Genomic DNA, 18,510 nt, shown 5'->3' on the forward strand with positions numbered 1-18,510 from the left:
GGCTCGGGGGGCCCCCCGCGGGGGCGCGGTGGGGGGGCCCCCCGCGGCCCGCGGCGGGTCCGGGGGCGGCGCCGCCGCGCCGGGGCGCCCCGCCGCCCCCCGCGCGACCCTGCCCGCTCCTGCCTGCGGCGGGCCGAGGGGATGATCACCGGCTCGAAGTCGAGCTGCAGCTGCTGCGGTGCGGAGGCCTCGAACAGCGGCGCCTCCACCTCCTCCGGTGCCGGCTCGAAGGACTCGTCGAAGAGCGGGTCCTCCGCGTCCACGTCGGTCGCCGACCCCGAGTCGACGGCGCCGGCGACCGGCGTGCGCGCGGCACCGCCCTGCTCGCGGTGGGTCAGCCACCGGTCGAGCAGGTCGGCGGGCTCACTCTCCTGCGCCATGCCCCACAAACTACGCGCGGACCCGCTCGTCACGGGCCGCTTCGGCAGGTCTGGTCCGGTCAGCGGTTCCGCCACTGGGGCGGCCGCTTCTCGGCGAAGGCCCGAGCGCCCTCCTGGGCGTCCTCGGAGGCGAAGACCGGGGCCATCAGCGCCGACTGCTGGTCCCAGAAGTCCTGGGCGCCCCAGTCGGCCTGCTCGGCGAGGATGCGCTTGGTCGCGGCCATGGCGAGGGGGCCGTTGGCGGTCATCCGGCCGGCCAGCTCCAGGGCCGCGTCCAGGGCACCGCCGGGCTCGGTGAGCCGGTTGACCAGGCCGTACCGCTCGGCCTGCTCCGCGGTCATCGGGTCGCCGGTGAGCGCGAGCTCGTGGGCGACGTTCTGCGGGATCTTCCGCGGCAGCCGGACCAGCCCGCCGGCGCCGGCGACCAGTCCGCGCTTGACCTCCGGGATGCCGAACCTCGCCTCCCGCGAGGCGACGACCACGTCGCAGGCCAGGACGACCTCGCACCCACCGGCCAGGGCCCAGCCCTCGACCGCGGCGACCAGCGGCTTGGCCGGCGGCCGGGTGGCGATCCCGGCGAGCCCGCGCCCGCCGGCCATCACGTCCTCGCCGCCGAGGAACGCCTTGAGGTCCATGCCGGCGCAGAAGGTCCCGCCCGCTCCGGTGATGACGCCGACCGAGAGGTCGTCGCGCGACTCGAGCCGGTCCATGGCCGCGGCGACCGCGGCCGAGACCGCGCCGTTGACGGCGTTCCTCGCCGCGGGACGGTTGATGGTCACGACGAGGACGCGGTCGCGCTCCTCGACGAGGACGACGGGCTCGGCGGTGCCGGCGGTCTCGCTCATGCGGCTCACCCTGCCGGGGCGGGGGACGCCTGTCCACGGCCGGGCTCGCCCAGCGGCACGGCGGGAGCGTGGTGGCCGTGCGGCAGCTCGTCGGCCAGCGAGAGGGCGACCAGCACGCTCGGCAGGACGGCCTTCGCGGTCCGCTTGTAGCCCGCGCTCGAGGGGTGGAACCGGTCGACGGCGAACATCTCGTCGGGCCGGGTGACGAAGAACGGACCGACCACGTCGGCCAGCGAGACCGCGAGCGCGCCCTGCTCGAGGGCGACGTCGCGCTGGGCCGCGGCCAGCTGGCGCGACGCGACGCGGGCGAGGGTGCGCAGCGGCTGCTGCAGCACGCCGAGCGCCCCGAGGTCTGGGCAGGTGCCGACGACGACCGGGACGCCGGCCGCCCGGAGCGTCGAGATCGCCTCGGCGAGGTGCCGGCGCGACTCCGAGACCCGCACCCGGTGGGTGACGTCGTTGCCGCCGACCACGATCACGGCGACGTCGGGGCGGTAGCCGCCGGGCAGGCCGGCCAGCTGCGCGCGCAGCATCGAGGACTCCGCCCCGACCACCGCGGCGGTGTGCAGCCGCACCGACCGGCTTGCGGCCTTGGCGAGCCGCTTGGCGAGCTGGGCGCCGAAGGTGCCGCCGGGGGAGTCCGCGCCGAGCCCGGCCGCGATCGAGTCGCCGAGCACGAGCAGGTCCAGCGGGTCGCCGTACGTCTTCTTCCACACCTTGTCCGCGCGGTGGGCGTCCTCGCCGAGCGGCTTGCCGACGATCCGCCGGGCGGCCGCCGCCTGCCGCTGCAGGACCCCGCGGCCCGTGAGCAGGCCTCCGAGCACCACCGCACCGCTGCCTCCGACCAGCCACCGACCCCGCACGCACCCACCAGACCCCGCCCGGACGGCCGGGAGGTGGCGGTGAGGCGACCGGACGGTGACGGCGGCCCGACGGCGCACGAGCGTTCGGGGAGCGTTCACGGCGAGGTCGCCGGGAGGTGCCGCCCGGTCCCTAGCGTCGACAGGGTGCTGACGCGTGGTGTCCTCGGCTACGTCCTGGTGCTGCTCGGCGGTCTCGTCGTGTCGGTGCTGCCGGTCTCGAGCCCCCTCGACGACCTCCCCCTGCGCCACGACACCCCCGGCCGCCTGGTCGGCCTGGTCCTGGTCATCGGCGGCCTGGGCCTCGGCGGGCACGCCTGGCTCGAGCTGCTGCGCGACGTGCGCCGCGGGGCCGGCGCCGCACGGATGCTGCTGGTGCACCGCGCGACCGCCTGCTGGTCGTTGCCGCTGCTGCTGGCGCCGGCGATGTTCAGCCGGGACGGGTGGAGCTACGCGGCCCAGGGCGTGATGGCGCGGATCGGCGTCTCGCCGTACGAGCACGGACCCGGGGTGCTGCGCGGCGAGGTGGTCGAGGCGGTCGACCCGATGTGGCTGGACACGGCCACGCCGTACGGTCCGCTGCCGCTCGCCTGGGGCGCCTTCGCCGCAGGCTTCACCCGTGAGCCGTGGGACCTCGTCGTCGCGCACCGCCTGCTCGCGCTGGCGGGCCTGGCGCTGCTGGCGTGGGCGGTGCCCCGCCTCGCGGCGGCGGCCGGCCGCGACCCGGCGTACGCCGCGGCGCTGGTCCTGCCGAGCCCGCTGGTGCTGGCGCACGGAGTCGCCGGGCTCCACAACGACCTCCTGATGGTCGGCCTGATGGCCGCGGCGCTCGCCGTGGCGGTCGAGCGGCACTGGGTCCTCGGCGCGGCCCTCGGCGGGGCCGCGGCAGCGGTGAAGCTGCCCGGGGGCCTGGTCTGCGTCGCGGTCGCCCTGGTCGCGCTGCCGGCGGCCGCCGGCCCCGCCGACCGGGTCCGCCGCCTCGTCGCGGTGGCGGGCGTCTCCGGCGGGGTGCTCGTCGTGATCGGCCTGGTGACCGGGCTGGGCGTCGGGTGGGTGCACGCGCTGGGCGTCCCCGGGGTGGTCCGCTCCCCGCTGTCGGTGACCACGCAGGTCGGAGAGCTGCTCTCCTGGCTCCAGCAGCTCGCCGGCCTGCCGGGGCCCTCGCCGGTCGAGGTGCTGCGCCTGTCGGGCACGGTCCTCGCGCTCGCCGTCGCCGCGGTCTGCGCGATGCGGGCGCCGACCGGCCGGGCGAGCACCGCGGTCGCGGTCACCGGCCTGGTCGCGCTGGCGACGGTGGTCCTCGGGCCGGTGGTCCACCACTGGTACGCGCTGTGGGCGCTGCCGTTCCTCGCCGCCACCCGGCTGGGGGCGCGGGCGGAGGCGGCGCTGGTCGGCTTCGTCGGCCTCGCCGGGCTCGTCGCGCCGCTCGACTCCACGCTGCGCGCCCGGGGCACCGACATCGCGGTCGCCGTGGTGCTGGTCCTCGGTGTCGCGGTCGCACAGGCGGTGGGCCACCGCCGGGCGCTCGAGACGGCCGCACGCGGAGCGGCCGAGCGTCCTACGCCGGTGTCGCAGCCCGGCTGAGCCCGAGGTCGTGGAGGGCGAGCATCTCCTCGACCGTCCGCGTCCACGGGAACCGCTCCGCCCGCCGCCGGGCGGCTGCCCGTCGGCCCTCGGGGTCGCGGGCGAGCACGCGGAGCACGGCGTCGGCCAGTGCCTCCGGCTCCGCCGTCGCCCAGGCACCGGACCACTCGTCGACCAGCTCGCGGGCCCCGCCCTCGTCGGCGGTCACCACCGGGGTGCCGCAGGCCAACGCCTCCAGCACCGACAGCCCGAACGTCTCGCCCGGGCACACCGACAGCGCGACGTCCGCCTCGGCCAGCCGGGCCGCCAGCCGGTCCCGACCGGCGAGGTGGCCGTGGAACCGCACCGGCGCCCCGTCGGCCATCCGCTCGAGCTCGCCGCGCTGGGGGCCGTCGCCGTACACGTCCAGCCGGAGGGGTACGCCGCGCCGGTGCAGCGCGAGGGCGGTCGCGACCGCCAGGTGCGGGCTCTTCTCGCGCGAGAGCCGGCCCGCGTGCGCCAGCCGCAGCGGCCCGCCCGCGCGCGGCCCCGGACCAGGACCCGCACCCGGAGTGAACGTCGCCAGGTCGACCCCGAGCGGCACCCGGTGCAGCGGGGTGGCGGCCAGGTTGGCCACCGCGCGCAGCTCGTCGCGGGCGTAGCGCGAGGTCACGACCACGCGGTCGTGGTGGCGCACGAGGGTGCGGTTCCACGGGGTCGCGCGCACGGGCAGGCCGGTGCGGAGCGAGAGCATCGCGTCGAGCCGCTCGTGGGAGAACAGCACCGAGGCCACGCCCTCCCGCCGCGCCCACCGGGTGACCGGCAGCAGCGTGGACTTGTCGGAGACCTCCAGCGACGTCGGGGCGAACCGCCGCAGCGCGTCCACCACCCGCCACGGCTCGACGATCAGCCGGTAGCCGCCGCCGACCCGCGGCGCGCGCAGCTGCACGACGTCGCCGGCGGGGGTCTCGAGCACGCGGTCCTCCGGCCCGGGGACGACCAGCAGCCGGGCGACCCCGCCGGCGACGTACCCCCGGCCGAGCGCCTCGAGCGTCGTCTTCATCCCGCCCGACGTGGGGCCGACGAAGTTGGCCAGCTGTGCGACCCGCACCTCAGGCCGCGAGCCGGTCGGGGAGGGCGCCGACCACAGCCGCGTAGTGCCCGACCAGCTCGTCGACCACGCGTGCCCAGCTGCGCCCTCCCACGGCCTCGTGGCCGCCGCGGGCCATCCGGGCGCGGGCGAGCGGGTCGGCCACGAGGCCCGCGACCGAGCGGCGCAGCGCACCGGGGTCGGTGACGTCGTAGAGGCAGCCGGTGCTCCCGGGCACCACCAGGTCCAGCGGCCCGCCGGCGGCCGGGGCCACCACGGCGACACCGCTGGCCTGCGCCTCCTGGACGGTCTGGCAGAACGTCTCCGCCTCGCCGGTGTGGACGAAGACGTCGAGCGAGGCGAACGCCCGCGCGAGCTCGGGCCCGCTCAGCATGCCGGTGAACGTCGCGTGCGGCAGCCGGTCGGCCAGCCAGCCGCGCTCGGGGCCGTCGCCGACCACGACGAGGTGGATCCCCGGCACGTCGGCGAGCTCGGCCAGCCGGCGTACCCGCTTCTCCTGGGCCAGCCGGCCGACGTACCCGACGACCGTCCGCTGCTCGCCTCCCGTCCAGGCGGCGCGCAGCGCCGTGTCGCGGTGCGCGGGGTCGAACAGATCGAGGGCGACGCCGCGGCGCCACAGGTGCAGGTCCGGCACGTCGAGCGCCGCGAGCTGGTCCCAGGAGGACGTCGAGGGCACGAGCGTGCGGTCCGCGCGCCGGTGCAGGTGGGCGACCCAGCGGTCGATGAGGTGCTCGGCGCGCAGGCCGTACTGCCGCGCGAACCCCGACACGTCGGTCTGGAAGACCGCCACCGTCGGCACGCCCAGCCGGCGCGCGGCGCGCAGGCCGACCGCGCCCAGCGCGACCGGCGAGGCCAGGTGCACCACGTCGGGCCGGAACCGCTCGAGCGCCTGGTGCACCGCCGGGTCGGGCAGGCCGAGGGGGAAGGACCGGTAGCCGGGCAGCGCGAGCGACCGCACCCGCACCACCTCCGCGCCGCCGTACGCCGCGGGGCCGGCGCCCGGCGCCACCACGAGCGCCTGGTGGCCGGTCGCGGTGAGCCGGTCGACCACGTGGCGCACCGTGCCGGCGACGCCGTTGACCTGCGGGAGGAAGGACTCGGTCACGATCGCGACGCGCATGCTCCGACCGTGGCGGTGGCCGGTGAACCCTGCGTGTCCCCGGCATGAGCGTCTCCTGCGTGCCGGGCGAACCGTCGGGTACCGGCCCGGCATGACGAACCAGCCTGACGAGTCCTCCCAGAAGCAGACCGGCCACCTGGACGACGCCGCCGAGGCGGCCCAGGAGTCCTCGACGACCGACGGGGCCGCCGCCGCGGGCGACTACGACCCCGCCCAGGGCTCCCCGGGCGGCGGCCACCCGGTCGGGGAGTCGTTCCCCGAGGAGTCCGCGAAGAGCGGCGAGGAGGGCCACCCGCGCTCCTGACCCCCGCTCCTGACCTCCGCCCGGGCCCGTTGCGGGCCCGGCCCGGGAGCAGTGGCGCACGCCACGCCGACGGCCCGGAATGACTGCCCGGATGGACCCGTTGACCACTTCAGCCGGTCCGGTCCATGCCCCCGGGCTCACCCCTTGCCGCTACGAGCGGCCACCCGCCGAGAGGCGGCTGTCGGGCCGGCGAGCCACAGCACACAGCCACCCGCCGGGTAAGCCCTGGTCCGGGTGGCTGTCGTGTTTCCGGGTACCTGACCGGCTCCCGCCCGCGGTCCACCGGGCGAACCCGAGGAGGCCCCGTGGGGGAGCAGAGACTGGTCGCGGACCTGGTCGTCGAGCGGCTGCGCGCCTGGGGCGTGCACCGCGTCTTCGGCTACTCCGGTGACGGCATCAACGGGCTGATGGGCGCCCTGCGCCGGGCCGGCGGCGACCCGGCGTTCGTGCAGGCGCGCCACGAGGAGAACGCCGCGCTGATGGCGGTCGGCCACGCGAAGTACACCGGCGGCGTCGGCGTCGTCACCAGCACCCAGGGGCCGGGAGCCGTGCACCTGCTCAACGGGCTCTACGACGCCAAGCTCGACCACCAGCCGATGGTCGCGATCGTGGGCCAGCAGGCCACCACCGCGCTGGGGTCGGAGTACCAGCAGGAGATCGACCTGACCTCGCTGTTCAAGGACGTCTCGGCGCAGTACGTCGCCACCGTGCTCGACCCCGAGCAGGCCGCGATGGTGGTCGACCGCGCCTTCCGCACCGCGCTGGCGACCCGGTCGCCCTGCGTGGTGGTGCTGCCGCACGACGTCCAGGTGCAGCCGGCCCCCGACGAGCCGTCCCACGAGCACGGTGTCGTGCCGACCGTCCCGCAGTGGCGGCCCCCGCGGGTGGTCCCCGCCGACGACGACCTCGCCGAGGCCGCCGCGGTGCTCAACGCCGGGCGTCGCGTCGCGCTGCTGGTCGGGCAGGGTGCCCGCGACGCCGGCGACGTGGTCCGCGCGGTCGCCGAGCGGCTCGGTGCCGGGGTGACGACCAGCCTGCTCGGCAAGCCGTGGTGGGACGAGACGCTCCCGACCAGCTGCGGCGTGATGGGCCACCTCGGCACCACCGCCTCGGGCTGGCTGCTCGACCAGTGCGACACGCTGCTGATGGTCGGCACCAACGACCCGTGGACCGAGTTCTACCCCGCACCCGGCCAGGCCCGCGGCGTGCAGGTCGACCTCGACGGCCGGCACGTCGGCAACCGCTACCCGGTCGAGGTGGGGCTGGTCGGCGACGCCGCCGAGACGCTCACCGCGCTGCTGCCGCTGCTCGAGGAGCGCACGGACACCTCCTGGCGCGACCAGGTGGTCGAGCAGGTCGAGCGGTGGCACCGGATCGCCCGGGAGCGTGCCGAGGGCGACGTCGGTGCCGGTGCCGACCCGCTCAGCCCGGAGCGCGTCGTACGCGCCCTGACGCCGCGGCTGCCGGCCGACGCCCAGGTGAGCGTGGACGTGGGGTCGGTCGTCTACTGGTACGCCCGGCACCTCACCCTGCCGCCCGGGGTGCCGGCGCACCTGTCCTCGACGCTCGCCTCGATGGGCTCCGGGCTGCCGTACGGCATCGCCGCCAAGCTGGAGTCGCCCGACCGGCCCGTCGTCGCGCTCGTCGGTGACGGTGCGATGCAGATGAACGGCATCGCCGAGCTGGTCACCGTCGCCTCCCGCTGGCGCGACTGGGCCGACCCGCGCTTCGTCGTCCTCGTCCTGAACAACGGCGACCTCGCCGAGGTCACGTGGGAGCAGCGGGAGACCGAGGGCGACCCGCGGTACGACGTCAGCCAGTCACTGCCGGACTTCCCCTACGCCGGGTACGCCGAGCTCCTCGGCCTGACCGGCATCCGCGTGGAACGGCCCGAGGAGGTCGACGACGCCTGGGACCGCGCGCTGGCCGCCGACCGGCCGGTGCTGATCGAGGCCGTCGTCGATCCCGACGTCCCGCTCCTGCCGCCGTTCCCCGGAGGGGAGCAGAAGCTCGAGAGCTTCCGCCGGGCGCTGGCGCAGGAGGACGGCGGCGAGCGCGCTCGGGCGCTGCTGGACCGGCAGGCGGAGCAGGAGGGTGGGGCGGGCGACTGACCCCGGTGGTCGGTGGCCGGTGGCCCGTGGTCGCGGCGTGCCACGGGATGGACGGCGGCCGCCGGCCGCCCGAAGTGGTCTAGGCTGGTCTTCGGGCTGAGCAGCGGCTGGTGGGTACCCGCGTGCCGCGGGTCGGCAGGACGGATCGTCATGACCACCACGAGCTCGACGTCCTCGACCTGCACGATCAGCGTCGGTGTCCTCAGTCCCCACGCGATCGTCGTGCACGGCGTCGCCGGCCTCGTCGCGGCGTACGACTGGGGCATCAGCGTTCACGACCTCGGCGGCGGTCTCGACGGGCCGCTCCGGTGGGGGGACGACGTGCTGCTCGTCGACTCCGAGCTGCTCGCGGGCGGCAGCACTGCCGCCCGGGCGGCCGTCGCGGGCGATCGTCCCGCGCTGGTGCTGGTGCGGCCCGAGCACGGCGCCTCACCGACTCCCGGCCGCGGTCGGCCGTCGTCGACGACCGTGCCTGCGCTGCCGATGAGCGTCGACGGCCCGACCATCGTCCACCGGATCCGGCGCGCCTCCCAGCTCGCCCGACCGGCGGTGCCCGAGCCGCTGCGGGCCGACGGCCCGGACCGGTGCGCGATCTCCCTCAGCGTGCGGGAGGTCGACGTGCTCCGGGGCGTGGCGGCCGGGCGCTCGAACGAGGAGATCGCCGCCGCGCTGTTCGTCAGCATCAACACCGTCAAGACCTACATCCGCACCGCCTACCGCAAGATCGGCGTCGGCCGGCGCGCGGAGGCTGTCGCCTGGGCGATGACCCACCTCTCGGCGCCGGACGCTCCGGGCGCCTGGCGGGTCGCCGGCAGCGCGGGAGCTCCGGAGGCGTGGGCCCCGTGGGACTCGAACCCACAACCAAGAGATTAAAAGTCTCCTGCTCTGCCAATTGAGCTAGAGGCCCGGGAGATGGGGACTTTCACCCGATTAACTCCCGGGAGAAGTTAGCAGTGGTCCGGCGAAGATCATGCACCCGACCGTGCCCCCGGCCGCTGGGAACGCCAACCACCCACGGGACTACCCTCCGGACAACAGCAATGTAGTTAGTCCTTGCCATCCGAGTGGTGAGCGCGCGGCGACCGACGAGCTGAGCTAGGGACTGGGGGCACGGCGAGTAGAACTGCGGTCCGCGCTCGTCGCGTGCCCGGGTGGGAGTCGACCTCCCAAGGTTGCTGGCTTGGACTGACTCGCAAGACACTGTGGATCCAACGCCGAGCGGTCGACGTCGGGCCAGCATGGTCGGCGTCTCTTCAGCCGACGCCCTCGCACGAGCCGGCACAGGGCCGATAGTCGCTCGGGCGCGGAGGCGCCTGACGCTGCCGCGAGTCCGTCCTGGTCCGCAGCGCCGACTGACCTAACCGCGACCTGGTGCAAGGTTCATGTGCATGGGCATTCGTCGGCGCCTTGCAAACACGGCAAGCCGTACGAACTCCCGCAGTTCCACACATACATATGCGGCGGTATAACGGGAGGGGCGCGGATCGCGAGCACTAGAGCGGCGAGTAGATGTAGCCGACACTGGATGGGTCCAGCAGCAGTCGGGTGCGCTCCGTCGCGCTTCCAAGTTCGGCCACTTCCGTGCTCGGTATGAATAGCACGCAAGAGGTCACGGAGGGGTCCTTGGAAGAGCGCCACAGCACGCCATCGACCGGCAGGTCGAAGCGGAAGGTCTCGGCCACGACCTGGGTAGGCACGTAATCAAGATTCTGCTTGTCGGTCGGATCCGCCACCTCTGTCGCGTCCTGGACGAAGCCGTACAGGAACTCGATCGGGGCGCGGAGATGCCGCAGATCGGGGTCAAACAGCGACGGATAGTCGGGCAGGTCACGCAGGTCGACCACGGTCAGGGATGTGGTCGTGACGAACTTTCCGATGCTGCCGTCGAAGGTTGGATCGGCGTAGCCAGCGACCTCGGCTCTTGCGCCTGCGGCGGTGGACGCACCATAAAAGGCGCCGATCCCCTTCGCCGTCATTCGGTTGTCCCGCGCCACTGCGTCAGGCGGGGTGCCTAGGTCGGCCGCAGACGAATAGCTCTCGGTGTTGGGGTGCGGTCGGATACGCCACCACTCCGAGCCGATGGGAAGCTCCGTCACGAGGCCAGCCTCCGCTACCGCGTGCGCGATGGCTGACGGCATTGCGTGCATGGGGATCGTGCCGGCGCCGTCTGCCGTCGAGTGGTCCGTTGTGAGGAAGGTGAAACGTCGCTGGTGCTTCACGATCCTGCGGAACGCCTCCCATCCCCACGTCAGCGCTTGAGCGGGGGTGGCTGCGTATGGGTCACGCTGGCACCACTGGTCGGTGACGATGGCGCTGTGAAGTGCCTGGTGCACGTCTTCTCGCTCAGTAATCTCCAGATCCCATAGGAGGTCCCTGGTGTCGTGAACGACACCGACGTAGCCGCCATCCCATGCCATGCCCTCCACAGGGTCCTCGTAGTCGAGTTTTAGACCGTCCACCACCAGCTCAAGCACCAGTTCGATGGGAGCGCTGCCCTCAGGAGCGACCGGCCGTTCCTCGCAGTAGTCGCATCGATCAGACCCGCCATGGGCCCGAACGGCAGAAACGAGGGCCTTTTCGACGACGCACCCGCTGCAGATGGTTGTTTCGAGATCGCTCCAACCCCGGGACTCGATCAGCTCCATATATCGCTTGGCGGCTCCCATTGCGCCATCGAACCCGTTCCTCCGGCGCTGGGCAACGTTTGGCTCGCTTCCCAAGAGAGAGCTGTATGCCCTACGGAGCGCGTAGGGCATTGGAGTTGGGCCTCCGGGATCTACTTCAGATCGGCATGACCGTCACCCAGAGACCGTCGGGACTCCGTCACTCTCCAGTTGCCTTTTCACAGCGTCGAAGACCGTTTCGTGGGCTGCCACAATGAGCAGACGCTCGGCCCGCGACGCCCCGACGTACAGCACGCGTCGCTCCTCCCCGCCGAGCCCCTCGCACCATTGCTGGACGCCGTCGCCTCCAGCTCGGCTTTCGGGTATGACGAGAGCTACCGCTGGCGATTGGCGCCCCTTTAGGCCATGGATCGTCGAGTGTGACAGCGGGGCTGCCTCCGCTTGGACGGTGGGCGGACTCGGCCAGGTGTCGCCTGCCGGGGATCTGAGTGGCTGAGGCGTCCAGTGCAAGTGCGCCTGGGATTCAGCGAGCGCTGCAAGACCCGCTCGGAACTCCGACGGCTTCATCTCGAACGGCCGGGGCAATGTCGCGGCTATGCGTAGGCAAGCCTCCCGGAACGTTCGCTCCGAGAGTCCGCAGGCGTCAAGGTAATCAGGGTGATCTAACTCGACGACGTCGGAGACGCCGAGTTCTCGGATCGTCCGCTCGAGCGAGCGCATCGCCGCGACGCGTTCGGGTCCGGACCGGTGGTGGTCGCCGATCACGTGGTGCGCTCTCGCGAGCATCACGAGCTTGCTGGTCGATTCTGGTCCGCTGCTAGGGGCGCCGGCGGCAATACGTGCGTGGTCGGCGCTGTGAGCGAGAACGATGAGGTCGCTGTGGGGGATCTCGTGCGCGTCGATGATGCTGGTGAGCAACTGTGGGAGGCTCTGACGACGACGGTACGGCAGGAGAACCACAGGAGAATTGACGTCGACGTGGCGGCCAATGGGGTCGTCGCGTTGAAATCCTGCACGGAGGCTATCGACGGCTGCGCAGATCGCAGGCGAAGACCGGAAGTTCCCGTTGAGACGCTCTCCGGATGCCAGCTTGCCCAGAAAAGTCGTGATGTCTGTCGGTGCGTCAGAACGGAACGAGTAAATGGACTGGTCCGGGTCACCGACGGCAATAATCGTCACGCCGAACTCGTGAAGGAAGTTGAGAACGAGTGTGTCGTCTGCACTGCAGTCCTGGACCTCGTCGATGATGACTTCCACAAACCTGTCGGAGAGCAGCGTGCCCAACTGTTGACGGCGCTCGGGGTCGGCGAGGTAAGACCGCAGCGCGACCCTGGCAGCCGAGGAGCTCAACGTTCCGCGGTCCACGAACCGGTTCCAGATCTTCATCGCTTCAACCTCGAGCCTTGCTCGGCTCTCCGCCGCGAGACCATCGGCCGCCCTGCGGCGTTCGATCGGGACTCGTCCCGAAACGAGGTTCGCCGCGCCATCGCGGATCGCGAACCAGTCGAGGCTGGCGATGAAGGGCACGCCGTTCACCTTTACCCGGCTGTGGGGCACCGCTGACCAGGACTCGTAGAACCGGGGGGCGATGCCGCGGCGGGCGAGGAAGGTAGGTCCAACCAAGTAGCGATTGATGAAGCCGTCGATGGTTCCGATGAAGTTCGGCGCTTCCATCAGAGTGGGATCGGAAGTGCATCGTCCCCGAGCTTCATCTATTGCGGCGTTCGTGAACGAAATCAGCCCGATGCCTTTGCGCGGATGCTCCAGCGGTCGATCGATGAATCGCTGGACGATGGTGTGGGTCTTGCCAGCGCCAGGGCAGGCCTCGACGTACGTTGCCGTCTCCGCGCGAATCAGGGACATCTGCGCGTCAGTGAAGGTCGCGCTAGGCATGGGGTGAGGGCGCTGTAATGAAGGTGATGGCCTTCTCGAGGTACTCCGGACAAACGAACGGGTCACCGATAGCGATGAGTTGGGCGACGTCGTGTGCGAACTCGCCCTTGCTAATGAGGCGCTTGTTCGCGCGGAGGTTCTCGTAGAACGCCTGTGGCGGGTCATCAGCGTCGGCGATCGCCTTCCACGCCTTGCTCGATCGGGTTTTCTGGCGTAGATAGGCCTTGCCTAAGAGTGTCCGATTATCCTCGGCCGGCCCGAGCAGGTCCGCCTCGAGCGTGTGGGGTGCCTCGGCGATGTGAACGACGTCAGCCGCATCCAGCTCCTCCGCGAGGGCCCAGAGATCCGCCGACCGGTTGTAGACGGTTTCCTCGTCCTCATCGCGGTCGCCGTCGTCCGCGTCGTGCAAGTCACCTTCTTCTCGCTCGCGGCCTCCCGTGCCGTTGTCATCCGGCGCCTGTCCGGACGGCTCGTCCTCCGAGTCCGTGCTTGCCACTAGTTCCTTCGTTTGTCCAACGAGTGTCGCGGCCTCTCGGGTCTCGCGGTGAACTTCGGCGGGCGCGCCGTCGACCTCCTGTGTCGATTCGGAGGTCCCAGGTGCCGAGGTCTCGGTCTTCGGCAGAGCTGGGTCGGCGTCTGTGATCACGCAAAGCGAGTCGACGAGTCGCTGGCCATCGACTGCCGATAGGAGGAGCTTCATGTAGGGCTTGAAGTCCACCGACCCAACGGTGATGAGGGAGACGCCGGCGAACGCGCGCCGTGCGGCGATGTCGCCCTCCGAACTGCCGGCGTAGATGCACTCGCGGGCCAGAACCGGAAGCAGGACGGCTTCGGCGATGCCCTCGACGAGGACGGCGCGCCGCGCAAAGAGGAGCTCCGAGCGACTCGCGTCGAGGTACTGGTTGATTTTGCGCTTCTCATCGGTCGTCAGGGGCAGCGCAGCAAGCGGGATGACGCTCGTTGAGGCCGTTGCTCTCCCGCCAGTGTCATCTGTTCGAGGACGCAGCACGACGATGTCCTCAATCCCCACGGCGCTGGCCAGGTTGGGAGAGTGGGTTGTAGCGACCACCTGAATCCGGCCAGCCGGGGCTAGGGCGTCACGACTCGCGGAGTCCGCGGCCTGATCGACAAGGAACTGCAGTAGGACAGCCTGCAGTTGCGGATGGAGATGCGCTTCCGGTTCCTCGACGAGGAAAAGCGTGAGCTCGGACTCCTTGGACTTTTGGAGTTCGAGAATGACCGTCGCCATGAACAGCAAGTTGGCGTAGCCCAGACCAGACTCGCTGAGGTTTGCCACGCTGAGGCCCGCCTCTGCCATCTTCAGACGCAGGTTCCTAGCGAGTCGTACGAGTTCGGGAGGGTCGTACGCCGCGTCCATGGACTGCTCGCGCCCAGGTGCGGTCAGGCCCGTCAGATGGCTCTGGATCGCCGCTTGTACGCCTCTCACCACCGGATGACCTGCCAGCTCCTCCATTGAGTTAGCGGCCGTACTGACGAAGTCTTCCTGCTCTTCCGGGCTCGCTAAGTATTGGATGAGGCGGGCCAGTCTTGTCCCCGAGTACGAGTCCAGTTCACGTTGCGCGTCGCGCAGGGGCGTGAGGTACACGTGGTTGATGTGCTCGCGCTTTTCGGGCTCCGGATCAGGCGCCGCCGACTCGCCAACCAAATGGTCCACGCGCCCGCGGGAGATGCTGTCGGTCGGCGGACGATAGATCGTGCAGTGCACGGCTTCGTTTGTGTCGAGCTCGAGTGCTCCGATGAAGTGCGCACGCTGGAATGTCGTCAGCCCAGCGAATCTGGAGGTTATCCTCACGGGCCCGGTGTGTCCGCGTGCCACGTCGTCGAGGTCGAAGTAGCGCGTTCGTCGCCCATTGAGCGGCGCTGTGGCAAGTCGAAGCGCCTCGATTACATTGGACTTGCCGGAGTTGTTCTCGCCGACTAACAACGTCACACCTGGCGATAGCGGGATCGTCACGTCCGCGCATGATCGGAACCCCTGGATCGTGAGTTCCTTCAGGTACATCGCAGAGACGTCGATGCCTGGCCTGTCTGCCTCTATCGGGTCGGGGCGACTATCTTCGGCTGCTGAGCCCACCGCTCACGTCTCTCTACTCGGCTGATTCCACGGAAGCCGTGTTAGCTGTCCAGGGAGCAGAAAGACTTCCTCATCCGCGACTCGTCGGCGAAGAGGCGCGCGGCCAAAGGAGGTGCGTCTTAGTGGGCGGGTTCCTGCACGTGCCAAGCCTTGTTGGTAGCCATTCGAGGGGTTGGACCGCCCCAGTTCCGCGGAGGACCAATCTGAGTCCGCGGACTTGCCTGCGTGGTTCGGGCTTTTAGTCGTCGAGGTCGAAGGTGTCGGGCTTCTTGGTGTGGGTGGCGGTGGCGCGGGTGGTGGTGTCGAGATGGATGGTGTCGTAGAGCTCGATGCTTGATCCGATCCCGGAGACCTCGAGGGCGGCGCGGGTTCCGAGGGTGCGGTGGGTGTGGGCGGCGCGCCACTTCCATACCGATGAGGCGCTGGTCTCCTGGCGCGTCGAGAGCCCGACGGCTTCGCGCATCCGCTTCATGATTCCGTCGACGCTGCTCTGCGCGGTCTCTTTCGCGTAGGCGTCGCGGGGACGGTAGGTGAGGCGGACGCCGTTGCCCGCGCGATCTGCTGCGTCGACGTAGCGGCACATCAGGGTCGTGGCGAACTTGTCCAAGGCCAGGACGCGTCCGGTGAGGCCGTGGATGCCGGGGGCCTCGACGAGCGCTTCCGTGTTGTTGCCGCCCTCGGGGAGCACCAGGTCCTCGATGTAGACCTGGGTGGTCTCCACCGGGGCAACGCCGGCGTCGCACATAGCGAACACCGCCGAGGCGCGCCGGTTGTTCTTGTCGCCGGTGGACTGGTGCAGGGCGAAGAGGCGCAGCATCAGCATCTCGTCGTCGGTGTGGGGGCGCTTGGTCTGCCGGGTGCGTCGCTTGTAGCTGGGAAAGAGGTCCGTGACCTTGCGGATGTCGCCGTCGCGGCCGCAGAGGCTGGCCAGGGTGATCGCGAGAAGGACGTTGCGGTGCAGGTGCAGCGGCTCGGCCTTCGCCTCGGGAAGGTACTCGTGGTGGTGCTTGCTGGGCAGGCCGCTGGTGGCGGCGATGATCTTGACCCGGTGCTCGACGATGTCGGTGAGACGGACGAGGCCCAGGTCGCGGGCGGCATCGCGCAGGGCGTCGATGACGGTGTCGATCTTCGCCTTGGCGTCCGTGGGGATGATCGCGTGCCGCTTGTCGAGTGCGTGCAGCCGAGCGACGGCGGCCTCGAAACTGAAGTCGTCCAGGTCGGGGGTCAGGTCGCGGCGGGCGTAGCGGGCCATGGTGGTCTCCTCGTTAGTAGTTGGTGCGGCCTTACGAGGTGGGACCGTCCGGACCCGGGCTTAATTCAGTTATCGCGCACGCCGGACGGAGGGTGTGACTCGCCTCACGGGGCACAGGCGGCCCGGGGGGTCATCGTTGGTCCGGCCGAGCGACGGGCCCCATGCCTCGCTGCGCGCCCGGCTCGGTGTCTGGCGTGTTGGCTGTGGAACGGGTGCACCCCGGGGATCCGTGTGGGGGTCCCCGGGGTGCTGGGCCTTGCTGCGTCGGGTGAGGGCTTCGGATGGTGCCGGTCAGTCGTCGGCGCGCCAGTTGGCCCAGGTCAGGGCGTTGCGCAGGCACGCGCCTCCGAGGTAGTCGAGGACCTGCCCCTCGATGCTGAGGGTGGCAGCGCGACGGTTCTTGGTGTAGAGCCGCGACTTGTACCAGTGGTTGAAGCTCTCGGACTGGTTGCGGTGGTTCGCGATGTCGGCGAACGACTGGGCGTCGCTGCGGCTGATGGGGCGCAGGTCGTTGAGCGGCGAGAGCTGCTCCTTGTTGGTCTGGCCGCGTCGCAGACGGATGCCCTTGGGCTCCCAGGCGGTGGTGAACTCGAAGTCGCCGTGGGGACACGGGATCGTCCAGACCTCCGTGGTCGCCCAGCGCCGCCCGTTCTTGTGCGGCGTCGAGGACAGGCAGGTCGCGGTGGCGGTCTTGACCAGGCATCCGCGCGCGGGGTCCATCTCGACGCTGTGTAGGGCGCCGTCCTCGATCCACAGCTCGTGCGTGCACGAGCCCTGCGCCCCGTGGTGGGTGTGGCGGGTCAGCCACGTGGGCTCGGAGCGCACGACGTGGTATTCGCCGTTGCCGGTCACGACCCGCGAGCCGGTGACGGCGGTGGCCGAGGTCGCGGGGTAGATGCTGAGGCCGAGCGGGAGCGGGCGGCCGGACTCGTAGTAGGCGGCCAGGTCCTTGCCGCGCCAGTAGTCCACGAGGGCCGCCTCGTTCTGGCGCTCCTGGTGACTGGGGGTGTGGGCGTTCCAGGTCTTGGCCGCGTCCATCTCGGCGTAGCGGTGCTCGGCAAGGGTCATCAGATGCCGGCCGTCGTCGGTGAGCTCGGCGTACTCCTCGTCGGCCTGGGCGCGCACGGCCTCCGTCCGGGTCGGGTCCTCAGGGAGCTCGTTCTTGGCACGGTTGGTGGCCACGCTCTTGTTGACGACCCGGACGGAGTGGCGGGCCATCATGTGGTCGAGAAGCCAGCCGGTGAACACGCGATCCCACAACAGGGTGTTGATGCCGCCCTTCGAGCGCGGCGCCACGGCATCGATGAGGTCCAGCGCGGCCCACTGCTCGGCCCCGTCGGCGAATCCGGTGCCCAGAACGACCCAGCCCCAGCGGGTCGAGGTCAGCAGCGAGACCATGTTCAGGCCGCGCAGCGTCAGCTTTCTGTCGTCGGTCAGGTCGGTGCCTAGCGGCGAGAGCCGGGGCTTGGTCTTGGCGCGGCTGCCCCGGTAGAACACCTCGCCGGTGGTGGGGTCCACGTGCTTGGCGACGTCGCTGAACGGCTTGATCACCGTGCCGTCGCCGATCACGGTGTGCTTCAGGCTGGGCTGGGTCCAGTCGATCGGGGTGTCGCGATCGAACTGCCCCATGGTCCGCGCCTGGGCCATGGAGAGGCTCTGGAACTCCTCCTGCAATCGGGCGAGGCGAGCGAGCCTGTCTCGTCTCTTCTGCTGCTGGACCTCAGGGGGCAGGGTCGCAAGCGTCTTGTTGACCTCCTTGTACTCCGGGTCGAGGAGACGGTGCTCGAAGTTCTCCACCTGGTCGCGCGTGGGCGGACGCCAGGGGAACATCAGGCCCTCGTTCTCGGCTCGGCGCTCCCACACGGGCCGGAAGATGTCGTTCCAGACCTGGTGATCCCCGACGAGCTTCACCGCACCGGCGCGGCTGCCGGCGATGCGAGCAGCACACGACGTCGCCAACAGCAGCGACGTCGGCATGGTCGACTCAGCCCCACCCTGGGGGTCATCGTTGCCCAACAGCTCGTCACACACAGCGCTCAGCCGGTACAGGCCGGGCCAGGCGAGAAGAGCCTTGAACTCCTCGATCTGACTGGCCCTAGTGGTGCCGGAGGAGCGGCGACGTGCCTCGGCGACGGAGTGGGTGATGGTGGACATGTTCGTCTCCCTGGTCGATGACCTCAGCGGTGTTGCTGAGGCGCATCGACTGGTGCGAGGCCCAACCCCCGGCGCCAATCACGCACATACGGACCCCCAACTCCATTGGAGAACCCAGACGACCAGTCCCACCGAAGACCGCGCCGAGCAGCGCAGCCGCGCCGAGCCGAGCCGAGCCCGCAGACGGGCCCGCCGAGG

The 18,510-nt window shown here is 71.0% G+C and carries 14 protein-coding genes and 1 tRNA gene; 4 read left to right on the plus strand and 11 right to left on the minus strand.

The genetic code is table 11. The annotated features are described in order from the left end of the window. From AB0N29_RS19605 to AB0N29_RS19615, 3 genes are all read right to left on the minus strand, one after another. Positions 1-380, minus strand: a 380-nt coding sequence (locus AB0N29_RS19605; RefSeq protein ID WP_364869554.1) for a hypothetical protein, incomplete at its 3' end; no start/stop codon positions are given. Between the two features lie 59 nt (positions 381-439). Next, positions 440-1,225 (minus strand): crotonase/enoyl-CoA hydratase family protein, encoded by a 786-nt coding sequence (locus AB0N29_RS19610; protein WP_364869557.1) that lies wholly within the window; start codon positions 1,223-1,225, stop codon positions 440-442. Positions 1,226-1,230: 5 nt separating this feature from the next. Further along, positions 1,231-2,052, minus strand: a complete 822-nt coding sequence (locus AB0N29_RS19615) for an SGNH/GDSL hydrolase family protein (protein WP_302268335.1) — start codon at positions 2,050-2,052, stop codon at positions 1,231-1,233. Positions 2,053-2,232: 180 nt separating this feature from the next. Here AB0N29_RS19615 and mptB point away from each other — a divergent pair, with 180 nt between their 5' ends. After that, on the plus strand, positions 2,233-3,669 hold the full coding sequence (gene mptB / locus AB0N29_RS19620; RefSeq protein ID WP_364869561.1) for a polyprenol phosphomannose-dependent alpha 1,6 mannosyltransferase MptB: 1,437 nt from the start codon (positions 2,233-2,235) through the stop codon (positions 3,667-3,669). Here mptB and AB0N29_RS19625 read toward each other — a convergent pair. After that, positions 3,644-4,759: a glycosyltransferase gene (locus AB0N29_RS19625; protein ID WP_364869564.1), complete on the minus strand. Its 1,116-nt coding sequence runs from the start codon at positions 4,757-4,759 to the stop codon at positions 3,644-3,646. The two genes, mptB and AB0N29_RS19625, sit on opposite strands and share 26 nt — an antisense overlap. A 1-nt stretch (position 4,760) precedes the next feature. Continuing rightward, positions 4,761-5,879 carry a glycosyltransferase family 1 protein gene (locus AB0N29_RS19630; RefSeq protein ID WP_364869567.1) on the minus strand — a complete coding sequence of 373 codons (1,119 nt, stop codon included), beginning with the start codon at positions 5,877-5,879 and terminating at the stop codon, positions 4,761-4,763. 91 nt (positions 5,880-5,970) lie between these two features. Between AB0N29_RS19630 and AB0N29_RS19635 the strand changes: the two genes are divergently transcribed. The 3 genes from AB0N29_RS19635 to AB0N29_RS19645 all read left to right on the plus strand — a co-directional run bounded on the left by AB0N29_RS19635 (position 5,971) and on the right by AB0N29_RS19645 (position 9,167). Next, positions 5,971-6,183 (plus strand): hypothetical protein, encoded by a 213-nt coding sequence (locus AB0N29_RS19635; protein ID WP_364869570.1) that lies wholly within the window; start codon positions 5,971-5,973, stop codon positions 6,181-6,183. 305 nt (positions 6,184-6,488) lie between these two features. Then, on the plus strand, positions 6,489-8,294 hold the full coding sequence (locus AB0N29_RS19640; RefSeq protein ID WP_364869573.1) for a thiamine pyrophosphate-requiring protein: 1,806 nt from the start codon (positions 6,489-6,491) through the stop codon (positions 8,292-8,294). A gap of 483 nt (positions 8,295-8,777) precedes the next feature. Next, positions 8,778-9,167: a helix-turn-helix transcriptional regulator gene (locus AB0N29_RS19645; protein WP_364869745.1), complete on the plus strand. Its 390-nt coding sequence runs from the start codon at positions 8,778-8,780 to the stop codon at positions 9,165-9,167. Here the strand turns inward: AB0N29_RS19645 and AB0N29_RS19650 are convergent. The 6 genes from AB0N29_RS19650 to AB0N29_RS19675 all read right to left on the minus strand — a co-directional run bounded on the left by AB0N29_RS19650 (position 9,129) and on the right by AB0N29_RS19675 (position 18,312). Beyond that, positions 9,129-9,201, minus strand: a tRNA-Lys gene (locus AB0N29_RS19650). The genes AB0N29_RS19645 and AB0N29_RS19650 overlap by 39 nt on opposite strands. Positions 9,202-9,787: 586 nt before the next feature. After that, the gene (locus AB0N29_RS19655) at positions 9,788-10,960 is read right to left on the minus strand and encodes a HEPN-associated N-terminal domain-containing protein (protein ID WP_364869575.1); all 1,173 of its coding nucleotides are present in this window, start codon (positions 10,958-10,960) and stop codon (positions 9,788-9,790) included. A 132-nt stretch (positions 10,961-11,092) separates the two neighbouring features. Further along, positions 11,093-12,811 carry a UvrD-helicase domain-containing protein gene (locus tag AB0N29_RS19660; protein WP_364869579.1) on the minus strand — a complete coding sequence of 573 codons (1,719 nt, stop codon included), beginning with the start codon at positions 12,809-12,811 and terminating at the stop codon, positions 11,093-11,095. Then, positions 12,804-14,906, minus strand: coding sequence for an AAA family ATPase (locus AB0N29_RS19665; RefSeq protein ID WP_364869582.1), 2,103 nt, complete (start codon positions 14,904-14,906; stop codon positions 12,804-12,806). Before AB0N29_RS19665 ends, AB0N29_RS19660 begins: the two co-directional genes overlap by 8 nt. Positions 14,907-15,144: 238 nt before the next feature. Beyond that, a complete protein-coding gene (locus AB0N29_RS19670; RefSeq protein ID WP_364869585.1) occupies positions 15,145-16,158 on the minus strand; it encodes a hypothetical protein in 1,014 nt (337 codons plus the stop codon). Positions 16,159-16,449: 291 nt separating this feature from the next. Next, entirely contained in the window at positions 16,450-18,312 is a 1,863-nt protein-coding gene (locus AB0N29_RS19675) for a hypothetical protein (RefSeq protein WP_364869588.1), read from the minus strand. Between the last annotated feature and the right edge of the window lie 198 nt (positions 18,313-18,510).

This window comes from Nocardioides sp. NPDC092400 (genome assembly GCF_040684155.1).
Taxonomy (GTDB): Bacteria; Actinomycetota; Actinomycetes; order Propionibacteriales; family Nocardioidaceae; genus Nocardioides.